At 42.2% G+C, this 25,783-nt stretch carries 23 protein-coding genes; 8 read left to right on the forward strand and 15 right to left on the reverse strand.

All coding sequences use genetic code 11. From position 1 onward, the window contains the following. Positions 1–141: 141 nt before the first annotated feature. Positions 142–399: a 50S ribosomal protein L27 gene (gene rpmA, locus KIH87_RS16000; protein ID WP_232358856.1), complete on the reverse strand. Its 258-nt coding sequence runs from the start codon at positions 397–399 to the stop codon at positions 142–144. A 16-nt stretch (positions 400–415) separates the two neighbouring features. Then, on the reverse strand, positions 416–727 hold the full coding sequence (gene rplU, locus KIH87_RS16005; RefSeq protein WP_232358857.1) for a 50S ribosomal protein L21: 312 nt from the start codon (positions 725–727) through the stop codon (positions 416–418). 231 nt (positions 728–958) lie between these two features. Between rplU and ispB the strand changes: the two genes are divergently transcribed. Further along, complete coding sequence (gene ispB / locus KIH87_RS16010; RefSeq protein ID WP_232358858.1) at positions 959–1,930, forward strand: octaprenyl diphosphate synthase; 972 nt, start codon at positions 959–961, stop codon at positions 1,928–1,930. 49 nt (positions 1,931–1,979) lie between these two features. On the opposite strand, the gene KIH87_RS16015 is transcribed toward ispB, so the two are convergent. The 5 genes from KIH87_RS16015 to KIH87_RS16035 form a co-directional block, all read right to left on the reverse strand. Next, positions 1,980–2,417, reverse strand: coding sequence for a hypothetical protein (locus tag KIH87_RS16015; protein WP_232358859.1), 438 nt, complete (start codon positions 2,415–2,417; stop codon positions 1,980–1,982). A gap of 233 nt (positions 2,418–2,650) precedes the next feature. Further along, on the reverse strand, positions 2,651–3,946 hold the full coding sequence (locus tag KIH87_RS16020; protein ID WP_232358860.1) for a pyridoxal phosphate-dependent aminotransferase: 1,296 nt from the start codon (positions 3,944–3,946) through the stop codon (positions 2,651–2,653). A gap of 605 nt (positions 3,947–4,551) precedes the next feature. Further along, positions 4,552–5,166: a hypothetical protein gene (locus tag KIH87_RS16025; RefSeq protein WP_232358861.1), complete on the reverse strand. Its 615-nt coding sequence runs from the start codon at positions 5,164–5,166 to the stop codon at positions 4,552–4,554. After that, a complete protein-coding gene (locus tag KIH87_RS16030; RefSeq protein ID WP_232358862.1) occupies positions 5,163–5,399 on the reverse strand; it encodes a hypothetical protein in 237 nt (78 codons plus the stop codon). Before KIH87_RS16030 ends, KIH87_RS16025 begins: the two co-directional genes overlap by 4 nt. Beyond that, positions 5,389–5,670 carry a helix-turn-helix domain-containing protein gene (locus tag KIH87_RS16035; RefSeq protein ID WP_232358863.1) on the reverse strand — a complete coding sequence of 94 codons (282 nt, stop codon included), beginning with the start codon at positions 5,668–5,670 and terminating at the stop codon, positions 5,389–5,391. The genes KIH87_RS16030 and KIH87_RS16035 overlap by 11 nt, the downstream gene beginning before the upstream one ends. Positions 5,671–5,790: 120 nt before the next feature. Here KIH87_RS16035 and KIH87_RS16040 point away from each other — a divergent pair, with 120 nt between their 5' ends. After that, on the forward strand, positions 5,791–6,072 hold the full coding sequence (locus KIH87_RS16040) for a helix-turn-helix transcriptional regulator (RefSeq protein WP_232358864.1): 282 nt from the start codon (positions 5,791–5,793) through the stop codon (positions 6,070–6,072). Positions 6,073–6,316: 244 nt separating this feature from the next. On the opposite strand, the gene secF is transcribed toward KIH87_RS16040, so the two are convergent. The 3 genes from secF to tgt form a co-directional block, all read right to left on the reverse strand. Further along, positions 6,317–7,258, reverse strand: coding sequence for a protein translocase subunit SecF (gene secF / locus KIH87_RS16045; RefSeq protein WP_232358865.1), 942 nt, complete (start codon positions 7,256–7,258; stop codon positions 6,317–6,319). 306 nt (positions 7,259–7,564) lie between these two features. Beyond that, positions 7,565–7,903, reverse strand: a complete 339-nt coding sequence (yajC, locus tag KIH87_RS16050) for a preprotein translocase subunit YajC (RefSeq protein WP_232358866.1) — start codon at positions 7,901–7,903, stop codon at positions 7,565–7,567. A gap of 33 nt (positions 7,904–7,936) precedes the next feature. Next, entirely contained in the window at positions 7,937–9,058 is a 1,122-nt protein-coding gene (gene tgt, locus KIH87_RS16055; RefSeq protein ID WP_232358867.1) for a tRNA guanosine(34) transglycosylase Tgt, read from the reverse strand. A gap of 502 nt (positions 9,059–9,560) precedes the next feature. Here tgt and KIH87_RS16060 point away from each other — a divergent pair. Both KIH87_RS16060 and KIH87_RS16065 read left to right on the forward strand, forming a co-directional pair. Then, entirely contained in the window at positions 9,561–10,253 is a 693-nt protein-coding gene (locus KIH87_RS16060) for a substrate-binding periplasmic protein (RefSeq protein ID WP_232358868.1), read from the forward strand. A gap of 166 nt (positions 10,254–10,419) precedes the next feature. Continuing rightward, positions 10,420–12,477: a TonB-dependent receptor gene (locus KIH87_RS16065; protein ID WP_232358869.1), complete on the forward strand. Its 2,058-nt coding sequence runs from the start codon at positions 10,420–10,422 to the stop codon at positions 12,475–12,477. Positions 12,478–12,584: 107 nt separating this feature from the next. On the opposite strand, the gene KIH87_RS16070 is transcribed toward KIH87_RS16065, so the two are convergent. Together KIH87_RS16070 and KIH87_RS16075 are read right to left on the reverse strand one after the other, a co-directional pair. Further along, on the reverse strand, positions 12,585–13,208 hold the full coding sequence (locus KIH87_RS16070) for a DUF6151 family protein (protein ID WP_232358870.1): 624 nt from the start codon (positions 13,206–13,208) through the stop codon (positions 12,585–12,587). 197 nt (positions 13,209–13,405) lie between these two features. Beyond that, the gene (locus tag KIH87_RS16075) at positions 13,406–14,113 is read right to left on the reverse strand and encodes an alpha/beta fold hydrolase (protein WP_232358871.1); all 708 of its coding nucleotides are present in this window, start codon (positions 14,111–14,113) and stop codon (positions 13,406–13,408) included. 329 nt (positions 14,114–14,442) lie between these two features. Here KIH87_RS16075 and KIH87_RS16080 point away from each other — a divergent pair, with 329 nt between their 5' ends. Further along, on the forward strand, positions 14,443–15,054 hold the full coding sequence (locus KIH87_RS16080; protein WP_232358872.1) for a hypothetical protein: 612 nt from the start codon (positions 14,443–14,445) through the stop codon (positions 15,052–15,054). Between the two features lie 14 nt (positions 15,055–15,068). After that, positions 15,069–15,887 (forward strand): 23S rRNA (guanine(745)-N(1))-methyltransferase, encoded by an 819-nt coding sequence (rlmA, locus tag KIH87_RS16085; protein ID WP_232358873.1) that lies wholly within the window; start codon positions 15,069–15,071, stop codon positions 15,885–15,887. A 60-nt stretch (positions 15,888–15,947) separates the two neighbouring features. Here rlmA and KIH87_RS16090 read toward each other — a convergent pair whose 3' ends face one another. Next, positions 15,948–18,455 (reverse strand): alpha-amylase family glycosyl hydrolase, encoded by a 2,508-nt coding sequence (locus KIH87_RS16090; RefSeq protein WP_232358874.1) that lies wholly within the window; start codon positions 18,453–18,455, stop codon positions 15,948–15,950. Between the two features lie 251 nt (positions 18,456–18,706). On the opposite strand from KIH87_RS16090, the gene KIH87_RS16095 reads away from it, so the two are divergent. Next, a complete protein-coding gene (locus KIH87_RS16095) occupies positions 18,707–19,288 on the forward strand; it encodes an HAD family hydrolase (protein ID WP_232358875.1) in 582 nt (193 codons plus the stop codon). Between the two features lie 160 nt (positions 19,289–19,448). Next, complete coding sequence (locus KIH87_RS16100; RefSeq protein WP_232358876.1) at positions 19,449–23,900, forward strand: Ig-like domain-containing protein; 4,452 nt, start codon at positions 19,449–19,451, stop codon at positions 23,898–23,900. A 101-nt stretch (positions 23,901–24,001) separates the two neighbouring features. On the opposite strand, the gene KIH87_RS16105 is transcribed toward KIH87_RS16100, so the two are convergent. Then, positions 24,002–24,829, reverse strand: coding sequence for a polyphosphate kinase 2 family protein (locus KIH87_RS16105; RefSeq protein WP_232358877.1), 828 nt, complete (start codon positions 24,827–24,829; stop codon positions 24,002–24,004). Between the two features lie 243 nt (positions 24,830–25,072). After that, a complete protein-coding gene (locus tag KIH87_RS16110; protein ID WP_232358878.1) occupies positions 25,073–25,621 on the reverse strand; it encodes an ssDNA-binding protein in 549 nt (182 codons plus the stop codon). Between the last annotated feature and the right edge of the window lie 162 nt (positions 25,622–25,783).

Here is a 25,783-nt window from a genome sequence, read left to right on the forward strand (position 1 = left end):
ACGGAATACCCGCACCAATACATAAACGCTTTAAAAGCACGATTGAATACAACAGACTGGCAATTGTATATCAAGCTTGCATTAAAACAAAAAGCCCCGCACAGGCGGGGCTTTTCAAATCAATGATATAAGCTGCTGATATTATTCAGCGACGATGCTTACATATTTACGATTTTTAGGGCCTTTGATGTCGAACTGAACACGACCATCAGACAAAGCAAACAAAGTGTGGTCTTTACCACAGCCTACATTGTCACCCGCGTGGAATTTAGTACCACGTTGACGAACGATGATGTTACCCGCCAATACTGACTCACCACCGAAACGCTTAACGCCAAGACGTTTACTTTCTGAGTCACGTCCGTTACGAGTACTACCACCAGCCTTTTTATGTGCCATTTGTTATTACTCCTACTTATCCGGCAATGCCAGTAATCTTCACTTCAGTGAACCATTGACGATGGCCCATCTGTTTACGTGAATGCTTACGACGACGGAATTTAACAATCTTAACTTTCTCGCCACGGCCGTGAGTAACAACTTCTGCAGTTACTTTACCGCCTTGAACATACGGGGTGCCTATTTTTACATCGCTACCGTCACCAACCATCAATACATTGTCAAATTCAATGCTTTCACCTGGCGCGACTTCAATTTTTTCTAGGCGAACAGTTTGGCCTTCAGCCACACGGTGTTGTTTGCCACCACTTTGGAAAACCGCGTACATAACTTACTCCGCTCTCGCGTTACTTATCTAACGCATAAAGGATTCTAAAACAGGGCGCGAATTGTACGTGAACAGCCTTCTCGCCGCAAGCCCAAATATGAATTTTATTTGTACAAATTTGGAGTTTTTTCACTCAGATATCAACTGAATATCTCAAACACTGGATACTTGCCATGAATTCTGTAAAAATCGCCGCACTTGAACAACTGACCAAACTCAAATCCTATCTTCATGGACATGCATAAAATCCAACAATTAACCGAGCATGACATGCTCGCCGTGAACCAACTGATTCAAGAGCAAGTTGCGTCAGATGTCTCATTAGTTAATCAACTTGGATTTTATATCGTCAACAGTGGCGGCAAACGTTTACGCCCCTTGTTGTGCGTGCTGGCGTGTCGAGCCTTGGGTATTGAAAACAAGCAACACCACACGCTCGCGGCGATTATTGAATTTATTCATACCGCCACCTTATTACATGATGACGTTGTGGATGAATCAAGTCTTCGTCGAGGCAAAAAAACGGCAAATGAAGTGTTTGGTAATCAGGCCAGTGTGCTGGTTGGCGACTTCCTCTATACCCGCTCTTTTCAGATGATGGTCAGTTTAGAAAAGATGCGTGTCATGGAAATTTTGTCTGATGCGACCAATGTCATCGCAGAAGGCGAAGTATTGCAACTTATGAACTGTAACGATCCTGATACAACTGAGGAAAGTTACATGCAGGTCATCTACTGCAAAACCGCCCGCTTGTTTGAAGCTGCAACTCAATTAGCCGCTGTACTGACAGATAAGCCAGATCACATTGAAAAAGCCATGCAAGACTATGGCAAATACCTCGGAACCGCTTTCCAGCTAGTTGATGACATCATGGATTATTCATCATCTTCAGATGACATGGGCAAAAACCTTGGTGATGATTTGGCGGAAGGCAAGCCGACTCTCCCCCTGCTTTATGCAATGTGGCATGGCACAGAGGCGCAACATGCCATGATCCGCGAAGCCATTGAAATGAGTAATGGTATGGACAATCTGGACGCAATCCTGGCCGCAATAGCCGACACTCATGCCTTGGAATATACCAAGGAACAAGCGTTAAAAGCCAAACAACAAGCGTTGGATGCTTTGGAACAGATTCCCGATTCAGAATACAAAGAAGCCTTAAAAACCTTGGCGGAAGTCGCTGTTGAGCGCATAGCCTAAGTACAGCAGAAAGTGCAGTAGAAAGCGCAGAAGAAAAAATCCTCTTAAACTAAGCTTGCTCTATCTGAGGTTGGTTTTCGTCGTCATCAATCAGTATTTCAGAAGTATCCGCCTCTGAAAACTCGTTGCGCATATGCTCAAAAGAACTGGGTAATACACTCACTCCCAATTTGTCACCCAGCTTAACAATGGCTGGCAAAGTGATAGGAGAAAAAGGTAACACCACCATAATGCCCAAACCGACGCTACGCACAACGTCCACAAATTGCTGGTTGGCAAAGCGCATTTCTTCTTTGCTCGCCTTACCCATTGTATATCTATGATATATGCCCAGCATCTCCTTGGTTTCAATCGTTTCCTGAGCCAGACCTTTTTTAATCACCAATAGATGCCGACGCAACGAAATCATCATTCGTTGCTTCGCTATCTGACCTGAACCACCAATATAGGACTTCAGGTAATGTTTGGTCTTAAAATAGATCTTCATGGTTAATATATTTACCAGCAATTAAAAATATTGCAACTCTTCCTTAAATACATATTTTCGGAACCGACCTTAACAAGGTGTAGATTACCTGTGAAATGTAGTCAAAAGATATTATCAGAAAATCATGACAATAAATCGAATAGTATCAATGGATATTATGAACAGATATGACCGAAAAACAGAAAAAGCCACGTTTACAGTGGCTTATGGCGAAAAAAACGGTGTCACTCTATTTAACCAATATCTTCCATAAAGCGTCCAAATGCCTGAATAGAACGTTTCACTCTGGGGGCATATGCTTCAATAAAAGACTCATCCAAAGCAAATTGTGGATCCTGTTTCGCTTTAATGTAAGCTTCAAGCGCTTTTTCACCGTCATAATCACAGCCCGATAATCTTAGCGTCAGCACCTCAGGTTCCGCGCCAAAGGCAACACCAGGCAAGCTGGAAAGGTTATACTTTTGCAAAAGATGACTTGCCAGATCTTGGGATGTTTTGATGCCTGCCGCCTCTAATTTGTCTCTAAAAGCATAAAAGTCAGGGTAATTGTAGAAAGCACCTTGAGGTGTAGGCGCTTTAACCCCCAACGCTTTAAGCCCCTCGCTGATATAGCGATTCACAAAACAATGCAGTTCACTACAAGCAGCAATATGCGCTTCAATATCATCATGTCCTTTATAAGCTTCGATAGAAGCGTACTGAATAGGCGCAGGCACACAAGACCACAACTCGCTGGCAATATTAGTTAACCTTTGGAATAAACCCGGTATCGCTTTAGGAATCAATCCCAATCCTATTCTCCATCCTCCAAGAGACAAGTGCTTGGAAAGCCCGGTTGATACAGCGGTGATTTCCGGAGCATATCGCGCAATGGTACGATAGTGATTATCGTTTGAAATAAATCCATAGATTTCATCGGAAATAATAAAAATGTCTTCTTCCTGGCAGACTTTAACCAACGCCTGTAATTCATCCTCTGAAATCGTCAGTCCGGTTGGATTCGACGGATAGTTCAACAATAACTTACCGGGATTCTTCCCTTCCTGACGGGCTTGCTTGATGGTGTTGCGTAAAACGTCAGGAGCAATATGAAAACCGTCGTCATTCAGCTCAGTAGGCACCTTAATCACTTCCGTACCGAGCATGTGCGCCTGAGGTTTGTAGCTTACCCAGCTCGGTACTGGCATCAGTAAATCACCAGCCACCGCCATTTGCAGACTATAAAGAATCAACTTGGAGCCCGGAGCGATCAATACATCAAACTGTGATGTATCCAACCCTACTTTTTGTTGGTAGTAATCGGCCACCGCTTCCCTTAATTCAGAAAGCCCAGCTGTGGGCAAGTATTGTTTAAAATGGGTATTCTCTTGTAATGCTTTTGCTAAACGTTCTGGAACCGGAAATGGAGATTCACCAAATCCCATGTGCAGGATGTCTTCGCCATTAAGTCGCTTTTTAACCACCAGTTCATTAACAGCAAGTGTCGGAGACAATTCAAATTCAGTTTGTGTTTTAGTTAACGCAACCACGGTAACAAAATCCTTAAGGTATTAGATTAAATGCGACTTGGTTTACTCACCCATGAACGGAACTCACGAATGCAGCCAGTGAAACTAGCCACAATGACTCGCAGTTCGAGAGCAAGCACTTAAACTTCTTACTACAAATTAAGCAGGAAACCAGGATGATATGAAAAATTCTATCTCGCTGTATAAATAACCTGAAAGCGGCCAATAGAAGGTTCACAGAAATCATCATGGCATAATCAAATGGAGGTAAAAACCTATGCATAATGACAACTAATTCTATTTTAGAATGAATCGGTTAATGGAATTGGCATGGCTAAGGGCTAAGGGCTAAGGGCTAAGCTTATCAGGTCTATCTAAATAAGTGTGCTTAACTGCAAGTCAGCCACAGAAATTTATCGCAGACTCGCCGCCTCTTTATTTAAGAAAGGAATCCATTGAGACTCCACAGCCGCTTCGCCGATTCATTAAGTGAAAAGCAGGGCTGAGGGTCTGCTCAAAACTTTCTGTTGCTGACTGATAGTTTGGAACAGCCATTTAGCTTCTTATTTTTTATTGAAATACCATATTCAGGTAAAGTCTCTCACGAAGGTAGTTGTGAAAAGGATCTATATCAAATTCTGTTGGCTCTGTTGACGCATCGTATTGGTCACTGTTGACCAAATAATCAGGAATTGCATACCAAAAAGAATGTACTTAATTTCAGCATAGCTGTAGAAAAGCCAGTTCCACTCCCAGAAATATTGAGCATACGTTTCCGGAACCCCTAAATGCTCCATATTGCGCAGTAAATTCTCAATTAAGGCCAGAATATCAATCCAGATATACACTCGCATAAGGGAGAACATCGCCAGATCGGCCTTAGTAAAATGAAAACTATCCGACGCCACATGATGGCGACGCAGATAACCATTTAATAGTGGAGCCCGTAGCGCAACTAAATACTTGCCGACTACATCAAATAATAGGTGAACAATGAAAATAGTATTGTTGACCCATACCGTTGGCCCATTCGGATTATCAACAGGGATCCAATAAAAGGCGAAGCGCTCAGCCAAAATGAGTGACAAAATCAGTATGCAGAGAGAACTAATGTTTGCATCAGAGCGGGCATGGTACAAAGCAAAGCCAACTCCGATAGCAAGAATAATTGCGTTTAAAAACGGATCAGATATCCAAATGTAGAGCGCTACTGAAAGCGCAATAAATGGAAAGTGCTTCACTTAGGACGAGTACCTCTATCGCCGCTGGAGTTCAAAGTTACAGTGTCGTCTTGTTCAGCTTTCAGTAAATTCTGAGCCTCAATGCTGATACTAACAGTGGAGTCTTGTGAGGAAGACTGAGTTTGCTTGTAAGAATCCTCAGCTGATTGGCTCTTATTGTTTTGTTGTAATTGTTGAACAGACTGCAACTGAGACAGGTTATTAGCGCTAATACCGGATATGTCATTTGTCATTTTTATACACTCGCTTTCTAAATATATTAATGTCTTTCAGCTTTCGAGCTGCGGCCTTAAATTGCTCTCGAATAGGATGCATATCAAAATTACAAAACTCGCACAGCTCTATGAACTGGTTCATATTGGGTGCTCCAATGTCTTTTTCCCAGTTTTCGTAGGTGGCTCGTTTAACGCCCACTTTATCCGCCATTTCCTGCGTTGTTTTATTTGCTGCAAGACGCATACATCGTAAATCAATACCTTGTATGACGATAAATTTCTTTGACATTCATACCTATACTAAATAAAGAACAAAATGGATATAAATATTTTTATCAATGTAAAGATATTTTAGCATTTATGGAGGTACTCTAAACCAACATTATAAAAAACACAACAGGGTGAAATTATGAGTTATGTATCTGGATCTGACTTAAGAAAGATTAGAATGTTAGCAGGAAAAACCACAAAACAGATGGCTGAATTAGCTGGAGTAAAGACAAGAAAAACGTATGAGAACTGGGAGAAAGACATTGGTACGCCTAGCTTTAACCAGTTTGTGTCATTAATTGACAGCTGTGGTTTTAAGCCTGCAGACATAGTGAAAATTTTTATCGATAGAAAAGAATGCAACACGCAATTAGATGTAGGTTCAGCACTATTAAAATTATCAGAATTAGATAGATTTTAATTTAAAGAGTGAATTAATTTTCACCTTTACTTAATTTGCCATTTCATCTGTGAAATTAATTTCACTCTAAAGATATAATTAATTTCACACCTTTACATCTTCGAATAGCATAATTAAATAAAAGTAACTAAAACGACTCTCACAAAAAATACTCAAATAAAAACGGCGGACCAACTTAACAATTAGTCCGCCGTTCAAATTGTCACAGCATTCTTACGAACACTGCCTAATCGGTTTTAATGCACTAAGGCATCATATCCATATCAGCGCCTTCTTTTTCCACTTCCTGAGGGATCAGGTCTTCTTTACTGATACCCAACATAAGGGCCACTAAACTAGCCACATAGATTGAAGAGTACGTACCGATAAATACACCAAATAGCAATGCTGTAGAGAATCCGTGAATCAACGCACCACCAACATAAAACAACGCGATAAGAACGAATACGGTTGTTGCTGACGTGATAATTGTTCTGTTAAGCGTCTGAGTTAGTGAAATATTGATAATCTCTTCAGCTTCAGCCTTGCGGATCTTTCTGAAATTCTCACGAATACGATCCGAAACAACGATGGTGTCATTCAATGAATAACCAATTACGGCTAATACGGCAGCTAACACGGTTAAATCAAATTCCAGCTGTAATATCGAGAACAAACCAAGAGTGATGATAACGTCGTGCGCAAGAGCAATAACAGAGCCCAATGCGAAGCGCCACTCAAAGCGCATGGCAACGTATATCAGGATACATAGCAAAGCCACCAGCATTGCCAGACCGCCTTGTTCTGCCAGCTCTTCACCAACACTTGGGCCTACGAATTCAATACGACGCATTGCCACTTCATCGCCAGCACTGCGCAAGGCATCAATAACAACTTCGCTAATTTCAGTCGCTTTAACACCATCTCTCGGCGCCAGGCGAATCAAAACGTCTTCACTAGAACCAAAGTTTTGAACAACGGCGTCTTCGAAACCATTCTGCTGTAAAATCGTTCGCATCTTGGGTAAGTCAGCAGGGTGCTCATAACTCACTTCGATGAGTGTTCCACCAGTAAAATCCAATCCCCAATTTAAGTTGTTGGTTACTAGCGAGAAGATGGAACCAATGATTAATAGCAGAGAGAACAGCATTGCCGGGATCCGCATCTTCATAAAAGAAACGGTGCCGTTCAACTTGAGTAATTGCATGTGTTTTCTCTCCAAAAACGATTAATGCGTTATCACACTTGCTACCCTGCTCGCCCGAATCTGTCGGATCAAAACAGAGTAAATAAAAAGATGATCACAAAATCATCAACAGTATTAAAAATCTGGTTACTGATACAAAGAGCAATGAAAAAGATAAACAACAAATACGATTTCAAGTTCTGCCGAGCATGTTTCTATTTGAAAAATAATTGTCGTGATATTTCGTGTTTATCTTGAATATTGCTTTGTTTTTCATTTAAAACGCCAGAGAGAAAACACTCTCCAGCGTTACTCACATCCAGAAATTTAAATATTTTTCATTGTGCCTTTTGGCAATACAGCGGTAATTGCCGCTTTCTGAACCACAATGTTGTTGGTTTCATTCAGACTGATTTCAACGAAATCTTTGTCGTCGGCAACTTTAGTAATCTTGCCAACCAAACCGCCCTGAGTCAGAACCTCATCGCCCTTTGCCAAAGAAGCCATTAAATTTTTGTGCTCCTTAACACGCTTTGCTTGAGGACGATACAGCATGAAGTAGAAAATCAAGCCGAATACACCCAGCATGATCAACAATTCCATACCACCGCCCTGTTGAGCACCTGGAGCAGCTTGAGCATAGGCGTTACTAATAAAAAAACTCATTGTTTTCCCCTACTAATGTTTTCTTTGTTACTTTTATGATGTTTTTAATTCAGGAACCGGCTTGTCCATTTTGGCGTAGAAAGCCTTCACAAACTCATCCAGTTCATTGTTCGCAATTGCGTCACGTAACCCCGCCATCACGCGTTGGTAATAACGCAAATTATGAATCGTATTTAAGCGCGCACCCAAAATCTCATTGCACTTATCAAGATGATGTAAATATGCACGAGAATAGTTTTTACAAGTGTAACAATCACAACTTTCGTCTAAAGGCCCTGTATCCGTCTTGTGTCGAGCGTTACGGATCTTTATGACACCTTCTGGTACAAACAGATGACCATTACGCGCATTACGCGTTGGCATAACACAGTCAAACATATCAATGCCACGACGCACAGCCTCAACGATATCTTCCGGCTTACCGACGCCCATCAAATAACGAGGCTTGTCTTCCGGGATCTGATGAGCAGTATGATCCAATATGCGGATCATGTCTTCTTTGGGCTCACCCACCGACAAACCACCAATGGCATAGCCATCAAAGCCAATATCGACTAATCCACGCAAAGACACATCTCGCAACTCTTCATGCATTCCGCCTTGGATAATGCCAAATAATGCCGACGGATTATCACCATGTGCATCTTTACTACGTTGCGCCCAACGTAAAGACAGCTCCATGGAAATACGGGCTTGAGTCAAATCGGCAGGATACGGCGTGCACTCGTCAAAAATCATTACGATGTCAGCGCCCAAATCGCGCTGAACTTCCATTGAACGCTCGGGCGTCAATAAGATTTTTTCTCCGTTGATAGGAGAACGGAATGTCACGCCTTCTTCGGATATTTTGCGCAAATCGCCCAAACTGAATACCTGAAAACCACCGGAATCGGTCAGAATAGGTTTGTCCCAATGCATAAAATCGTGCAAGTCACCGTGCAACTTCATGATTTCTGTACCAGGACGCAACATAAGATGGAAAGTATTACCCAGGCAGATTTCCGCGCCGGTCTGTTCCAATTCTTCAGGGGTCATCCCCTTTACCGTGCCGTAAGTACCAACAGGCATAAAAGCCGGGGTTTCGACAACGCCACGATCGAAAATCAAACGTCCTCGTCTCGCTTTGCCGTCAGTATTCTGTAATTCAAATCGCATAGCTTACCTTGATTAGGGGCAATGAAAGCCCACACAGGCGTAAACACCTTTCAAAAATTCGTGGGATTATATACAAAATGCGCTAAGCGAGTAACCGTTTATTGGGCTTTCGGCAACCTTTCCACAGCAAAGTAAAGATATTCCGAACAGGAAGCTTCTCACGATGGCCTATTTGTTATTGTTAACCATGAGTTTGAAGGAAAAAACGATGCTTTTTTATTCAACACCCAACAGCTTTACGGTAACTATTAAACCCAATTAATAAACAAAACGAACCGCGCCGGTAAATTATCAAACCGGATTACATTAATTATCAAAAAAAGTCGGTTTTTTCTTCGATTATTAGCGTTCAATATGGTTACATAGCGCTCATCGAGGTAGTGCACTATATTAACCATTGAGTCATTCAAAACCCAATTACCAAATGACACAGGCAACTAGAAGCAAACTCACAATTCGATTTTTCTTACTACTGCTATTCAGCCTCAGCAGCTGTCCATCTGTGCTTGCTCGTACACTCGAAGCCGCAGTTGGATGGACGAAGCCGCCCTATATCATTGCAGAAACAGATTCAGGCTTTGAATTGGATCTGGTGCGACAGGTTATGAAGTCACTTGGTCATAAAATCAACCCAATCTATGTTCCCTATGGCCGCTCTTACAGTATGCTGGAAAATAATCAGGTTGATTTAACTCTGACATTAAGCGAACAAGTTGGCGTTCATATCAGTAAACTCAGTGATGTTTATGTCACGTACCAAAATGTCGCCATTAGCCTGAAGAAAAGCAATGTTACGATTAACCAAATAGCCGATTTGCAACATTACTCGGTCGTCGCTTTTCAGAATGCCAGAATGCTATTGAATAAAACCTTCTCCGATGCTGTCGCTAAAAACGATATGTATATAGAGTTGCCGTATCAACGAAATCAGGTTGAGATGCTATTTAATGGCAACACCGATGTTGTTGTAATGGATATCAATATATTCAACCACTTAAGCCGTGAACTTACCGGTAAAAACCAAATGGAAAAGGTTAACGTCCATAATTTATTTCCGTTGAATCACTACCGTGTCGGTTTTGCCGATCCGGTTCTGCGTTATGATTTTAATCAAGCACTGGGTAATTTTGTCGAAACACAGGAGTATCGCGATCTGGTAAAGAAATACGATTTGCACACTATCAGCATCAACTAAATCTATATCCGCTCCATTCACTTCCTTATCCAATCTCTCTAAATTTCACCATGTGCAGTAACTACGCGGCCTGCGACATATTGTCGCACTAGTGTTTTTTGCATTGCGGAAGGGCATTTAAGCTCCCAGAATACGCTCCAAAAGAGACTCGACTTTGGAGATAAACTTGTTTCACCCAAAACGTACCGCCCTCAGCGTCATGTGCGCGCTCATGCCATTTTACGGTCAGGCTGAAAATGTTGAAGTGATTACCATCAAAGCTCAGCAACAGGCTCTGCAATCAGAATCACAATTTGCAGTAGGCAATACTATTAATGCCGACAGCGCCGACTGGCTATCTTCTGTTGCCGGTGCTAATACCAACAAAAATGGCCCGGTATCAGGCATAGCTCAATATCGCGGACTCTATGGTGATCGAGTATCAGTAAAAATTGACGGCCACAATATCATCGGTTCTGGCCCCAATGCCATGGACGCACCGTTAAGCTACGTTGTTCCAGTGATGATGCAATCCATGTCGGTATATAGAGGCATTGCCCCTGTTTCAGCAGGCTTGGATACACTTGGTGGCGCAGTGTCCGTGAAATTAAGAAAAGCGGAAGCAGCAACATCAGATGACATTACCGTATCAGGTTTGCTACAAGCCGGTTATCGTCACAATAACGACGCCACCAGCTTCTCTTCTATTCTCAATGTTGCCAATCAAGAACACGCGTTACTGGCGTATTACAGCAACTATCAAGGTGACGACTTTGAAACTGGCGATGGCCTGACTATTCGCCCAACCGAATTTGATAAAACTCAATTTGGCCTTGATTATCGCTTCTACCATAGCAAAGGACAAATGGGCTTTAGCTATCACAATGTCGATACCCAAGACTCTGGAACCCCTGCTCTCCCCATGGACATCGACTTTGTGGAAGCAGATCGTTTCGATCTTTCCGGCGAATTGAACGTTGACGAGTGGAATATTGAATGGGCATTAGGCTTGTTGTCGTCCGATCACGCCATGGATAACTTCCGTATGCGCACGAACATGATGCCCGACATGCATAGAAGAACCGATGCCAAGGCTGATACCGTTGATTTTAAACTACACGCAAGCTCCCATTTTGGCTACAGCACCTTAAAGATCGGCGTTGACGGTTATATTTCAGAGCATGATGCCACGATCACCAACCCTAACAATGCCATGTTCAAGGTATTGAATTTCAGTGAAGTGGAAGACAACCGAATTGGCGCTTTTGTTGAGTGGGGAATCGACTTTGGACAAAACCACCTTTCAGTTGGTGGTCGCGTGAAGATGAACGATGCCGATGCCGGCGATGTTTCTCACCATATGGCAGGTTCTAACGCCATGATTGCCATGTTGGTTAACCGCTTTAATGCCGCCGAGAAAGCGCAATCGGATGTCACCATGGACGTTGCCATTAACTTTAATCGTGAACTCAATGATTCAACCACGATCTATGTGGGCACAGGTATCAAACAACGCGCGCCCTCTTATCAGGAACGTTATTTGTGGCTGCCAATGCAGTCAACCGGTGGCTTGGCTGATGGTAAAACCTATGTTGGTAATATTGAACTCAACCCGGAAACGGCATACCAATTTAATGCAGGATTAAGCTACAGCAACGGCGATTTTCATATTGCGCCGAATGTGTTCTATCAGAATATTGACGACTACATTCAAGGAACACCTAGCGATAACCCTGCGGTACGCATGGTTGCCAATATGATGGGAGATGCAACGCCATTACAGTTCAGCAACCTCGAAGCCAAATTATACGGTGCAGATGTTAACTGGTTTTACAAAGTGAGCAGCAACATACAGCTATCAGGTATCGCGACTTATGTCCGTGGTGAACGCAAGGATATTGATGACAACCTGTACCGCATAGCGCCGCCCAATGCCAACCTTCGATTCAGTTATATTGCCGACAACTGGCAAGGCGATGTGGTGTTGACCGGCTATACCAAACAAAACAAGGTCTCGGCGCTGAACCAAGAGCAAAAAACGGCGGGTTACGGCACGCTAGATGCGTCATTTAGCTATTTTATGAATGACTTTACCATCCAATTGGGTGTCGACAACCTTCTGGATAAAGCCTATGCAAGCCATTTGGCAGGAACCAATCGCGCCATGGGAAGTGACATTCCTGTAGGCGTGAGAGTGCCAGCTGAAGGCAGAAGCGGTTTCGTAAAATTACAGTACCAGTTCTAATTCCAATTCTTATTAAAAAGCAGCCAAAGCAGTGCGTTACAAGGAAAGTAACGTGTTGCTTTTTATCTTTATTTTTTATCTTTATTTTTTATCTTTATCTCTCATCTTTACGACTTCGCAACGACTCTTGGCTCAACGATAGGTTTACCATTTTTCAGATAAACGGGACTCGGTTTACCTTTACCGGTGAAAAGCCAGCCAAGCAGTTTCTTAAACACGCGTAACATAACAGCACCTGTGTTGCTTCTGTCTTCCACTTCCTTTGGAATTTTACATTCCGCACGCTCCAGGTTCACAGCGCCTAACAAAGGGCCGGTTTTACTCTCAGCATCCGGTTTATCAGCAATAAAATTATGAATAATCCCAATGAAAGGCACCCAAGGGCGAACCGTGTAACCAATTGGTGTGTTACAACATTTGGCATACCAACGATGCGATCCTCGTTTGGTTAAACGTAAACAGGCCACATGCTCTAAACCGCTATCCAGAATAACGCTTGATGGTGGATAATGGATGAGTTCGGTGCCCCCAAATTCATCCATAATATCTGTTTCCGATAGCTGCCTGGCAAAATCCCGACAATCCTGACAATAACAAATCAAGCGAGTACCAAGCTCTGGCGTCGCATTTAGCACTCTGCCTTTTACCTCACCACATCGGCATTGCAGCGCCAGATCTTGCTCTAATTTTTGCTCTACTTCTTGTTCTAAATTTTTCTCAAAATTTGACACAGGCAACCTCAATTCAAAACCAGCTTCATTTGGAATGACCGAGTTTGAAAGAGGTGAAAATATTTTTCAATATATTCCAGTGCGCATACACGAGAGGAAATCGTAAGAAAAGGTGTGAAATTAAACAGGTAACTAAAGAAAAACCTCCCATAGGCAATGCAGGTGTCTATAGGAGGTTAAATAACGAGGAGCGAGAATTAGTTCTGAATCAGATCCACTTGTTTTTGATAAGTATCTGTTTGTAGGCCAAAATGCCCCGTGGCGTATGTGTAAGTTCCATCTTCATACCAGATACTGCTGCTATGAATACCACCCACCAGGCAAACTCCGGTGGCACAAACGATTTGATCCATGTAACTCTTAATTGAATACACATAGCGACCAAACTGTTCACCATATAATCCATTCAAGAATGGGCTATTGACGGACAGCCCATAACTACCACAGGTTGAACTCCACACATTTAATGGATAAGTACCACAAGTCCATAAACCACGCACTGCGCCAGCAACGCCCACAAAGGTTTCAACCTTATTGGCAACACCCAGCTTCAAGATTTGTTGTGCCGCCAAGGTTACGCCCATTGAGTGACCGATAACGTCAATATCACCCGTGCAGGATTTTGTTAAAGCTGCTTGAATCGCTTCACGCACTGGTGTTTCTTCTGAACCATAATGATCGTTACAGCCCGCACATGATTTTGAGCCCCAATTGGGACGGAAGATTTCACTGCTGCTGTAACCGCGCGATATCAACTCATTATAAGTATTGTTCCAACTGGAAGGGTCGGCAGTATTACCATGAACTAACACTACCGCATCTCTACAAGCAGCGGATGATGCGAATGCAACAATAGACAAAAGGAGCAACCCTGCTCGTAATACAGATTGGTATAAGTTTTTCATGCTCACTCCAAATGGATAATTTTAAAACCCAGATGTTAAAGCATTGTTACTTTTTTGTAGACAGTACTTTAGTAGTGTGAAAATTAACCACGTATTTAAACGGCATTATTTGCGATGGTTTTCAGCCAATAGAGGCAAACTTTCTGGCAAAAAACATCAAGTTACCGTTACAATTTCACCTCTACTCTCCCAAATAAGAATAATAAGTGCGCACAACAACAAGAAAACCGTTCAAAAACAAGCTATTCAAATTCTCGAATTCCGTCCACAAATGGGGTGGTCTCATACTGGCTTTGCAATTACTTTTCTGGATTGGCGGTGGACTGATAATGAGCGCGATTCCGTTAGAAAAAGTTCATGGCAAGCATTTAGCGAGCTCGAAAGTAAACAACACATTATCTGACAAACACAGTTATTCACTGGATAAACTCATTAACGCTCACGCCAATGTTGAAAATATTCAGGTCGGATACCGTTTAGAACAACCCATTTATGTGGTCAGTTCCGATACCGGGCAACATCTGTACCATGGCATTACAGGTGAAAGTCTTGAACAGCTAAGTGAGCAGGAAATTGATGCACTTGCGCAACAATATTATCTGGGAGACGGTGAATTACTAGTTAGTAAGCGTTTACTTTCGCCACCTCATGAAGCATCACGAGCGAAAGGTGAAGTTTGGCAAGTGATGTTTGATGACACTTGGAATACCACCTTATACATAGCACCAGACAGCGGAAAACTCATTCATGTACGCAGTGATATATGGCGCTTATTCGACTTCGTCTGGATGTTGCATATTATGGATTATGAAACCCGAGATGACTTCAATAATCCATTATTAATCAGCTTTGCAGCTGCATCCGTACTGTTTACACTTTCCGGAATGGTACTGCTATACAGAACCTACTTGCCCCACTTTCGCAGGCGCAATAAAAAATAATTTCAGGAATGAACATGTGGAAATGCCCGGCGTGTGATGCCGAACTTATCAAACAACATACGACCTGGCGTTGTACTAACAACCATTCTTATGATCAGGCTAAAGAAGGCTATGTAAACCTGTTATTGGCAAACCAAAAACGTAGTAAGGAGCCGGGTGACAATAAAGCCATGATCAATGCCCGACGCGCTTTTTTGGAACGCGGTTTTTATCGCCCCTTGGCAGTAAAACTGGCAGAACTGATCACACAATTCACTCACAATAATCCATGCCATATTTTTGATGCCGGTTGTGGTGAAGGTTATTATCTAAATGTGATCAAGCAACAACTTGAAGCAGACCAGAAAACAGTTACGACAAATGGCTGTGATATCTCAAAAGTTGCCATTCAAAAAGCAGCAAAGAAATACAAAGATTGCCACTTTGCCGTTGCCAGCAGTTTCCACTTACCCGTTGTTAGTGATTCTCAGGACGCCGTGATCCAGGTTTTTGCTCCCGGCAGCCATGAAGAGGTGCATCGAATATTGGCAGATGATGGGATCTGGTTACATGTGAGTCCTGCGGCAAACCATCTACATCAGCTTAAAGATCTGATTTATGACACAGCCCAAACTCATGAGGCTAATCAGGAATCTATCGATGGCTTTTCAGAAGTAACCAATGAAGAACTGAGTTTTGAAATTCAACTTGATGATACAAAAGACACCTTGAATCTACTCATGATGACCCCTTTTTACTGGTCTTCTCCTGAAGATAAAATTCAGCAAATTCAAAAATCACTAAAGAAAGTAACCACTCACTTTCACATTAGAGTTTTACAGAAAACGACATAAAAAAGCCGCCACTGTATAAAGTGGCGGCAAACAACAGTTAAGTCGTTGAGGTTTTAAAACTTATTTATACAACACCGTTACCGCAGTGCCTTGAGCGGTAATGCTGCCGCTTACAGAACGAGGGCTAGCCGACGGAGGATTACCATTTTCCATCGCTACTTTCCATGTACCTGAAGGTAACGAATAGGTGTAGTTGTCAGCACTGTTGTAAATCACAATGATGTCAGACCAACTGTCGCCATTTGCAGCACCGTTAATGCGGTTGATCACAACACCATAACGAGGGCGGCTAGTGGTAACGTTGTTGTTCACTTCACTCCAGGTATTCATACGGAAACCCGGGTGAGCATTACGCATCGCAATCACACCAGCGTAGTAATTGAATACATCGTTATTATCCACTTTCCACTGCCATTGATATTTATTCACACCATCACCGGCATTGTAGCTGTTATGAGCGCCACCTTTGTCACGCATCATCTCAACACCGCCGTGCAAGAATGGAATGCCCTGACTGGTCAGAACCACGCCATTGGTGAAGTTTTGAATACGACGCAGATAAGGATCGCTATGAGCAATGCCTTTCAAATCTGCCCATTCAATGATCTTGTCACGCAGGGTCAAATTATCGTGCGCTGATACATAGTTGATGCTTTGCTCAGGATCCATGGCAAACATGGCATCCCAGGTATCAATTACGGTGTCTTTATTGTTCGCATAACGGATGGCACCACGGCTTCCCACTTCAATACGCCAGGTATCCGGGCTTTCATTCATGGCATAACAATCGCCAGTGTTACAGCCACCATTGTCATTCTGACCTTTCAAGGCTTCACGGAATTTAGGGTTGAAGACACCAACATGAGCATCATGAACTCGACCAACAGTGCCTAAACGAACACGGCTAGATTCACGCTCATCAACACAGCCAAAACAGCCAGGCCAAGGTTCGCCGTACATCAGGATATTACGACCCGGTAATTCGGTGTCTAAATGACGACCCCAGCTACCAAAATTTTCGTAGCCAAAAACACCAACCAGGTCGAAACGGAAGCCGTCGATCTTGTATTCCGTTGCCCAATATTCCAAAGAATCACGGATCATACGATTAACCATTGGCACACCGTCATCAATGGTATTACCTACAACCAGATCCTGCTTGTAGTAGTACTTGCCAGTGATGTCTTCAAACATTTCGAAGCCATAGGTATGGTTATAAACCACATCCATAATCACGCGAATTCCCGCTTTATGGAACTCATTCACCATGTTCTTAAATTCACGCACACGGTTTTCATAATTGGTAGGTGTTTTTGAATAACGCTCTTCAGGAACATTGTAGTTACGGGGATCATAGCCCCAGTTGTAGCAAGGGTTAGAGTCTGGCAAGCCATCACAAGTCGCGAAGTCATAAACTGGCAACAATTGAACGTGGGTTACACCCAATTCTTTCAAATGGTCGATACCCGTTTTCACGCCATTGTATGTGGTGCCCGCTTGCGTCATACCATCGTATTTACCTCTGTTCACAGTGGAAACACCTGATGTGGGGTCAATGGTAAAATCGCGTACATGCACTTCGTAAATAACGGCGTCTTCACGTTCAACCAATGTAGGTGCTCCAGCCCAGCCTCCTGTAGGTTGTACACGCGACATATCCATAACAATATTCTTGTAACTCTGAGGCTTGATCATCTTGCCGTAAGGGTCACGCACATCAATACCATTGATATGGAAAGTGTATTCTTTCAGGTGCAGATTGCCCGGCACGGTTACCTGATAAACATCGGTGTATCCATTGAAGTTAGACACTTTGTTCATGGTGTACAGAACACCATCAACGGTGACTTTAACGTCGGTATGATCCGGAGACCAAATCGAGAACACTGTCTCTGTTGGACTATAAACCGCGCCCAGCATATCGACATTTGCAGCACAATTGCTGGTACATGGGCCTGCAGGAGCAATGCTGTAACTTAAGGTTTGATCGTTAACAGTAACCAAATAGTCACCCGAAACACTGGTGTAAATGTCAGACCCGGTCTGCTCCAATGTTCCATCAGCATTGGTATCACCGTAGTTGGTTGCCCAATTACCATACACATCAAATTTATAACGCTGATTGGCCTGCCCATCGAAACTGACAGTGGTTTGCCAGGTGTTGTCAGCCACCAGATCCATTGCCGTAGTCCCCCAGCCATTTGCCGTGCCACGGAAATACAACTGACCGAAGTTTTGGGCAAAGCCACTGGAACCGCAACTGCCCACCTGTGTTGCCGTGATGGCATTGGTAGATGCGTTAAACTGGATTTGATAAGACTTGTTGCTGCTTACCGTATAATCAGATGTTGGGTAGTTCTCGCTCCAATCGCCGTAACGATCAATTTTAAAACGAGGCCCACCATTGCCATCACCTGTACCAAAGGTTTGGCAGGTACTATATTGGCTTCCACCGTCAGCCGTCATGGCTGTTGTACCCCAACTATTTGGCGTACCACGGAAGAACCAATCCGCATGAGCCACACTACTCAATGTCGTAATGGCTAACAATAACGAAAGTTTCTTCATGTTATTTGCTCGACTAGTCATCATCGGTATTCCGATTCTTGTTAGAAACACACACAATAAAGTTTTGAACTTACAAACTGTAAACATAAATTTAACAATTCGGAATATTTTTTGACCGCAAATAGCAATGAATACGTATGAAATTTACATAAGCGAAAGTTATTTTCTCAATGAGCAAACAATTTATGCTGGTATTCATCATCATTGGCAGGTAACGTCAATAAACAGAGACAAATGGATCCAACAATAGAATGAAGCCCAATATCCAAGGCGTAATTTTCGACCTGGACGACACCTTACTGACTGCCAATATTGATTTTGCCGCTATTCGTGAAGCAATTGGATGTGAACCTGGTAAAGATATTCTTGCCTATGCTGCCAGTCTGGATAGCACTAAATCTCAGTGGGCTTATGAAATAATCCGTGAATATGAATTGCACGATGCTAAAGACGCACAATGGATACCAGGCGCGAAAGACATGCTCGACGCACTCCATGCCGCCAACATTCCCACAGCCATCGTGACCAGAAACAGTCAGGAAGCGGTACAAATAAAACTGAGCAACAATCAGGTCAACATCGATCGTGTGATTACACGAGAACACGCTCCCCCCAAACCCGATCCAACGGCACTATTACTACTTGCACAAGAATGGCAATTGAATCCCAAAAATGTGGCTTACGTGGGTGATTTTCTTTATGACATCCTTGCAGCAAACAATGCCAATATGCACGCTTGCCTGTACCTGAAAAGAGGCTGGGTAGATTACGCCGAAAAAGCAGATTTCACGTTTGAAGATTATACGGAACTGCAGCGATATGTATTGGGGTAACTCTAGTGCCTCATATAAATAATAAATTTCTCAAATTATCCAATTTTTTATACAATTTTTTCAGTATCAAGGAAAAAGTAAGGGGTGGTGAAAAATACACTCGCGGCAGCTTTTAACACGAAAGATACTGTATATTGGATTATAACTATTGGAAATTTTCATGATGAAAAAGTATTTCTGGAAGATAGCCCCCCTTTTTGTCGGAGGCTTAGTAAGTCATTCAAATGTCGCATTAGCCGACACATTCCCAAGCTTCAACTATAACTATTCAACAGGTCAAAAAACAATCACAGGTAGCGCAGTAGATCCTGACTATCCGTCAACCGCCGTGAGGCTCACTTTTTGGATAGGGGGTGTAGGCACAACAGTCTATGCCAGCGGTGGAAATTTTACTTATACCATACCGTCACAATTCTATGACGGAAACTCGCACGCTGTTGACATCTATGTGATGAACATCAAAGACGATGGTACATCTCCTGGTACAGCTGACAATAGAACCAAATACTCTACCAGTATAAAAGTCACTCCGAACAGAGCACCTGTGGCAAATAATGATTCTCACAGTGCTAATGAAGATGGTTCCAGAACCGTAAATGTATTGGGTAACGACTCTGATCCTGATGGTGATTCCATATACGTTTCCAGCGTAGGTTCACCTTCTCATGGTTCAGCAGTAAAAAGTGGCAGCAATGTTCTTTATACGCCAAGCAGTAATTATTGCGGTAGTGACAGCTTTAGTTACACCATCTCTGATGGCAAAGGGCTAACGGATAGCGCGACCGTCAGTATGACAGTTACATGTGTTAATGATGCTCCAATAGCTAAAAATGACTCACATAGCGTAAATGAAGATGGTTCCAGAACCGTAAATGTATTGGGTAACGACTCTGATCCTGATGGTGATTCCATATACGTTTCCAGCGTGGGTTCACCTTCTCATGGTTCAGCAGTAAAAAGTGGCAGCAATGTTGTTTATACGCCAAGCAGTAATTATTGCGGTAGTGACAGCTTTAGTTACACCATCTCTGATGGCAAAGGGTTAACAGATAGCGCGACCGTCAGTATGACAGTTACCTGCATTAACGATGCACCTGTTATAACGGGTCAGAAACCATTATCAGTTAATGAAGACTCCAGCATTACACTTTCTGCGAGCAATTTTTACATCTCCGACCCTGACAGCAGTAGTTTCACGCTCGCTGTTCATCCGGGCTCAAATTATAGTGTTTCGGGTACCACAGTTACTCCAAGTGCAAACTACTCAGGCTCACTGAGTGTTCCAGTTTCAATTTCAGATGGTCAATATAGCGATGACTACACAGCTTCGATTACCGTTAATGCAATGAACGACAAGCCTGTTGGTTCTGTGGATACATATGACGGAATCAATAAAAAAGGAAAAATCACAGGATGGTGTAAAGACGAAGTCGTGAACAGAGTATCGATTTGGCATGACGCAAATGCCAATGGAAGTATTAACACCGCCGATGGTGACACGCATTTAGGCTATTTATACTGTAATCAATCACGTTCAGATGGTTACTCAGGATACGGATTCGAATTTACTATCCCTACCTCATTTAAAGGTGGCGCAAGTGAAACCTATTTCATAACCGCTATGGACTATGATTTAAATGGAAGCCAAGTCCCAGCCCCAGGAAATTACACCTTAATTGGCACTCCAACCATTGATTACGCATTTGAATCACCAAATATTTCAGACATCGTTTTTAATCCACAGAGTCCATCAACAATCACTGTTGGAAACACTATCAATGTTGCAGTCAGTATAAACGACCCGGATAATCAATATCAAAATGCACGTATACTGGTAAATGGTAGTCAAATAGCTACAGGGCTGTCAGCAAGCTGGTCTCCTGACGTCAGCGGAGCCTATTCCATTACAGCAGAGATTACGAGCATAAATGGACAAATCGCAGATACAGAAACTCGCTCCTATACTGTTACCGTTGAAGCTCCTGTAAACAACTCACCAACAGGTCAAGTTAACACATACGCAAATGACGGATTAATAACAGGTACTTGTTCTGATGACGCCATCCATAAAGTACGTATATGGCTAGATGCAAACAAAGACAGTCAAATTAACGTAGCAGATGGAGACAAATCATTAGGTGATGCGTCTTGCGATCAAAATAATGGAGGTTACTTTTCATTCAGCATTCCAGCTGAATACCATGGCTCTGAACAAAACTATCGGGTTATCGTTTTGGATTATGATGCTGAAAGCAATCTTGTTGCTGGCAGCTATACCGATTTGGGTTATCACCTGATTAACGTCACCATTACGAATGCAATTCCTACTGTTGATATCCTTAGTCCGATTGGCACGATATCGCATTTGCTAGCAACCCCTTTAACTCTGCAAGCAACTTCATCTGATACTGATGGCTCGATCGTTAAAGTCGAGTTTTATATTGATGATGTGAAAGTCAGTATAGATGAAGATAGTGTTGACGGTGTGTATACAGGGCAATGGTCTACGCCGCCCCTCGGGAACCATATATTGAAAGCTGTAGCTTATGATGATGATGGAGACTTCGCACAAGATACGGAAGCTTTCAATATTAGTAATGCTCTCCCTGAAATTTCCATCGTGTCAGGATATTACCCAAACACAAACGCTATTGTTCAGCTCAACCCGACAGACAAATTGGTTATTGCAGCTTCTGACGACGGTTACGTAAACTCCGTTAATGTTACAAACACTGTTACTGGGGAGAACTCAACGGCAACCCTCGTTGGTAGCTATTGGGAAGTTGAGTTATCTAATCTGGCATCAAGCCCAGGACTTTACTCACTTAACGTTACGGCAACAGATGATTTAGGCGCAACAAACACTTTGACCATTAATGAAAAGTTCAATGTTTGTACAGGAAATGGTAGACCAAGCCCTCTGAACCCGAAAGAATTTGGAGCAGGCTTCAGTAGTACCGATACCGACGCTTTTCAGGCAATGCTGGCTTGTGCCGACTCAACAAATGCCGTTACCTTGGTTTTTGAAGCAAATAAGCAATATAAACTGAACCAACCGTTCGAGATTACCTTCCCGAACATTACCATTCAAGGAAACTATGCTGAGTTGATTCAGAGTGAATTGTTTGTAAAATCCGGGAAATCGTTATCAGACTATCAAACCGATTCTGGTGACTTATTCTCTGACATCGTTGACATAGCACCATTGTTGAAATTCACTAACAACCAATCAGTCAATATTTCCAATCTGAATGGAACATTTGCTCCATCAGAGCGTGCGGACGAGTGGTGGTCATTGTGGTTATCACAAGATTTTAGTGGTGGCTCAGAAGATGAATCTAAAGCAAAAAGAAATGATGCTTTTGTTTATCTGTACAACGTTAAAGCAATTACTTTAGATTCAATTAATGCAAATAAATTTGTAAAAGGTATATACATAGATAAAACGCATCAATACTCTATCTCAAACATAGAATTCACCGGAATTATGGATGAGTTAGATAAGTTTATAGGTTTAACCAAACACTATGTAATACATGAAAAGGATGTTTATGCCCCTCTTGACTATGTGATGCAATCTAAAATACCAACATCACTTTCAGATCCTGTTAAAGCTAAGGAGCAAGCAGCGTACGACCAATGTGTAAATGATTACCCAGAAACTCACAATGAAAATTGTAAAGATAAGAAAGCTGAGTTAGATAAGGTTAAATTGCCATTTAATTACGAAGGCTCCGCTGTTCATAAGCAACTTGAAGAACTCACAAATAGAGAGCGATGGGCTAATTTCAGATATATGGATACGATAGACGGCATAACCACACTAGAGAATAGAATATGCCCTGTATACGGCAGAGAATTCGTTACAAAAGATAAAAGTAAAACATATCACTTTTACAGATGCCGAACAGGAGGTAATTATAATGTTGCAGTGTATATTGTAGGTATAAACCAAGCTTGTTCAGAGAATGGGTGTCGAATTGTAGACAATATTAAAACAAAACATTCTGGAGCGGCTATCGTCACTGGCGGTACTCAGCAAGATATACAGGTTAAGAATGTTACATGTGGTAAAGAAGTTATAGACCCAGACAATCAAATAGTACACTGGGACAACTGCGTATACTTATCCAGCTCTTATAACAGTTATGTTGAAAATACAACAGCATACAATCTGTTAGGGGCCGTTGTAAAAGTAAGAGGTGCAAAAGGAGTTGTAAACGGAGTACATGGAAACAATGTCAGACTTTCGGTAGTCATGGAATCAACAACCAGCCCAACCGAGTGTAAACATAACAATAGCAATACTTGTGGGAACATTGATGAGGCCGAAATTAAAAATATTGACGCAACAGATAATAGAGTTGGATTAGTATTGCTGCAAAAAAATCAGGGTGATGGTGAACTAGTCAGCCTTACCATCGATCCAGACTTCTCCGCAACAAAAATCGGGGATTCGTCACACTCACTAGTCACAAATCAGTATTACGACGTTAAAGTTACAGACTGCAAAAATGCAGCTTCAGAACAAACGTTCACGCTTACCAATAATATCGGCTTAGTAGTGAATAATGATCAAACGAAAGAGAAGACATGCGTTTGGAATAAGTAAATACATTTTTCACAACATGTAAACTACACTATCACCAATGCCTGTCAGTTAAACTGACAGGCATTTTTTTAAATATAGAAAATAAAAACGGCTGCCAACACTTACTCTTTCGGCGTAATCCCCAAATGTTTCTCAGCAGCCTTGATTAAACCATCATCTAAAGGTGGTGGTGTAAGATCAATACCTTTAGAAAGTCGTTTCACAATCGTTTCCAAAATATTCACTCTGGCGAACCATTTCTTTTTAGCTGGAATGATCTGCCAAGGAGCAGCTTCGGTAGAGGTTTGTTGCAGCATCATTTCGATAGCATCTTCGTAGTCATCCCAACGAAGGTGGTTTCGTATATCTTCTTCAGTTAGCTTCCAGCGTTTGACAGGGTTGTGCAACCTCTCATCAAAACGATGGAGTTGTTCTTCCTTATCAATATGCAAAAACAGCTTGATGATGTGCACCCCATCATCAATAAGCATACGTTCAAATTCGTTAATTTCCTGATAGGCTCGTTGCCATTCCTGCTCAGTTGCCAAGCCTTCCACTCGCTCAACCAAGACTCGACCGTAGTACGAACGATCAAAAATACAAAGGTTTCCAGGCAGTGGTAAACGTGATTGAAAACGATATAAATAATGCCTTCCCTGTTCATCAGCCGTAGGAGCACCAATGGGATAAACCTTATACCCTCTGGGATCCAGTTTCTCAGTTAAACGCCTGATAGCGCCCCCTTTACCTGACGCATCCCAGCCTTCAAACACCACGATTGCACGTTGATTTTGATGAAAATAGGCTTGTTGTATTCGCAACATTTCGTGCTGCAATTCCTTAAGCTGCTTTTCATATGTCTTTTTATCTTCGATATATGCAGGTTCAAAATCAACATCAGAAAGCTTTGGAGGATGTTTCAGTAATTTAATTTTAGACGGTTGGTACATTGAATTTCCGCAGAGCCAAGAGCATTGACTAAATCTAAAGCTTCCCTTTAAATTGTTCAAACACTCATTAGGTTAAAGTCGATTCAACCAAGTCTAAGCACTAAGGGAATCTAAACTTGGGCGGAATGACTTCCGCCCATAAATGGTTCTCCGTAACCAGTGAACATATAAGTTCCTTTTTTACTGTGTTATCGATTATAAGGACTGTTACTTAAAGAATAAGTTAGATGGTTACACTGATAGTTAGGCTGCCAGGTTTTTGCTTTTTCCGCCATTCAAGTCGGCAAACCCATCCATCGCATCTGCAACACTGACATAAGTACCATCCAAAGGCTCTCCATGCTGTGCAAATTGAATAGCGACAAGTTCAGCGTTTATGCGCTTGCCATAGTGATTACTTTGAGTCCATAGGCGAATTTTGGCGTTAACATAACAACCAGCATAAATAGGGCTTTCAGCTTCGTTCAGAATAACTCCTTTACCATCGGTACTGATCACTAATGGCTTTTCTTTACAATTCGCAGATAACACTTTGTAACCCTTGTATTCAGGACGTGACTTTTGCTCACCATCACGAATACAGATCTTGTCACTGGAAACTTCCGCCCCCTTAAATCTTGTTTGAATAAGCTCAGCAATTTGGTTCTCCAGAAGTTCAATTGCGGCTTTATTACCAACAGGATCAAGCATTAATGTCGCACCACATCTGCCTTCTTCGCCATTATTAATAGGTCGACGAAAAAGATGGGGAAAAGACACTCGTACATTTTTTATCATGATGAAATCAGACATTTGGATATTCCTCTATGTTGTTCTCAAAAAGACGTTTATTGGGACTTTGTTAGCAATAGCCCTATCTTTCTTAAAGAGATATAGTTTCCTAAGCTTGTTAATGACATTGATTCTTAGATAACTAAGAATGGTAGTCAAGAAATAATTATTAAGTTTTCTAAG

Origin of the sequence: Paraneptunicella aestuarii (genome assembly GCF_019900845.1) — a bacterium.
Taxonomy (GTDB): domain Bacteria; phylum Pseudomonadota; class Gammaproteobacteria; order Enterobacterales; family Alteromonadaceae; genus Paraneptunicella; species Paraneptunicella aestuarii.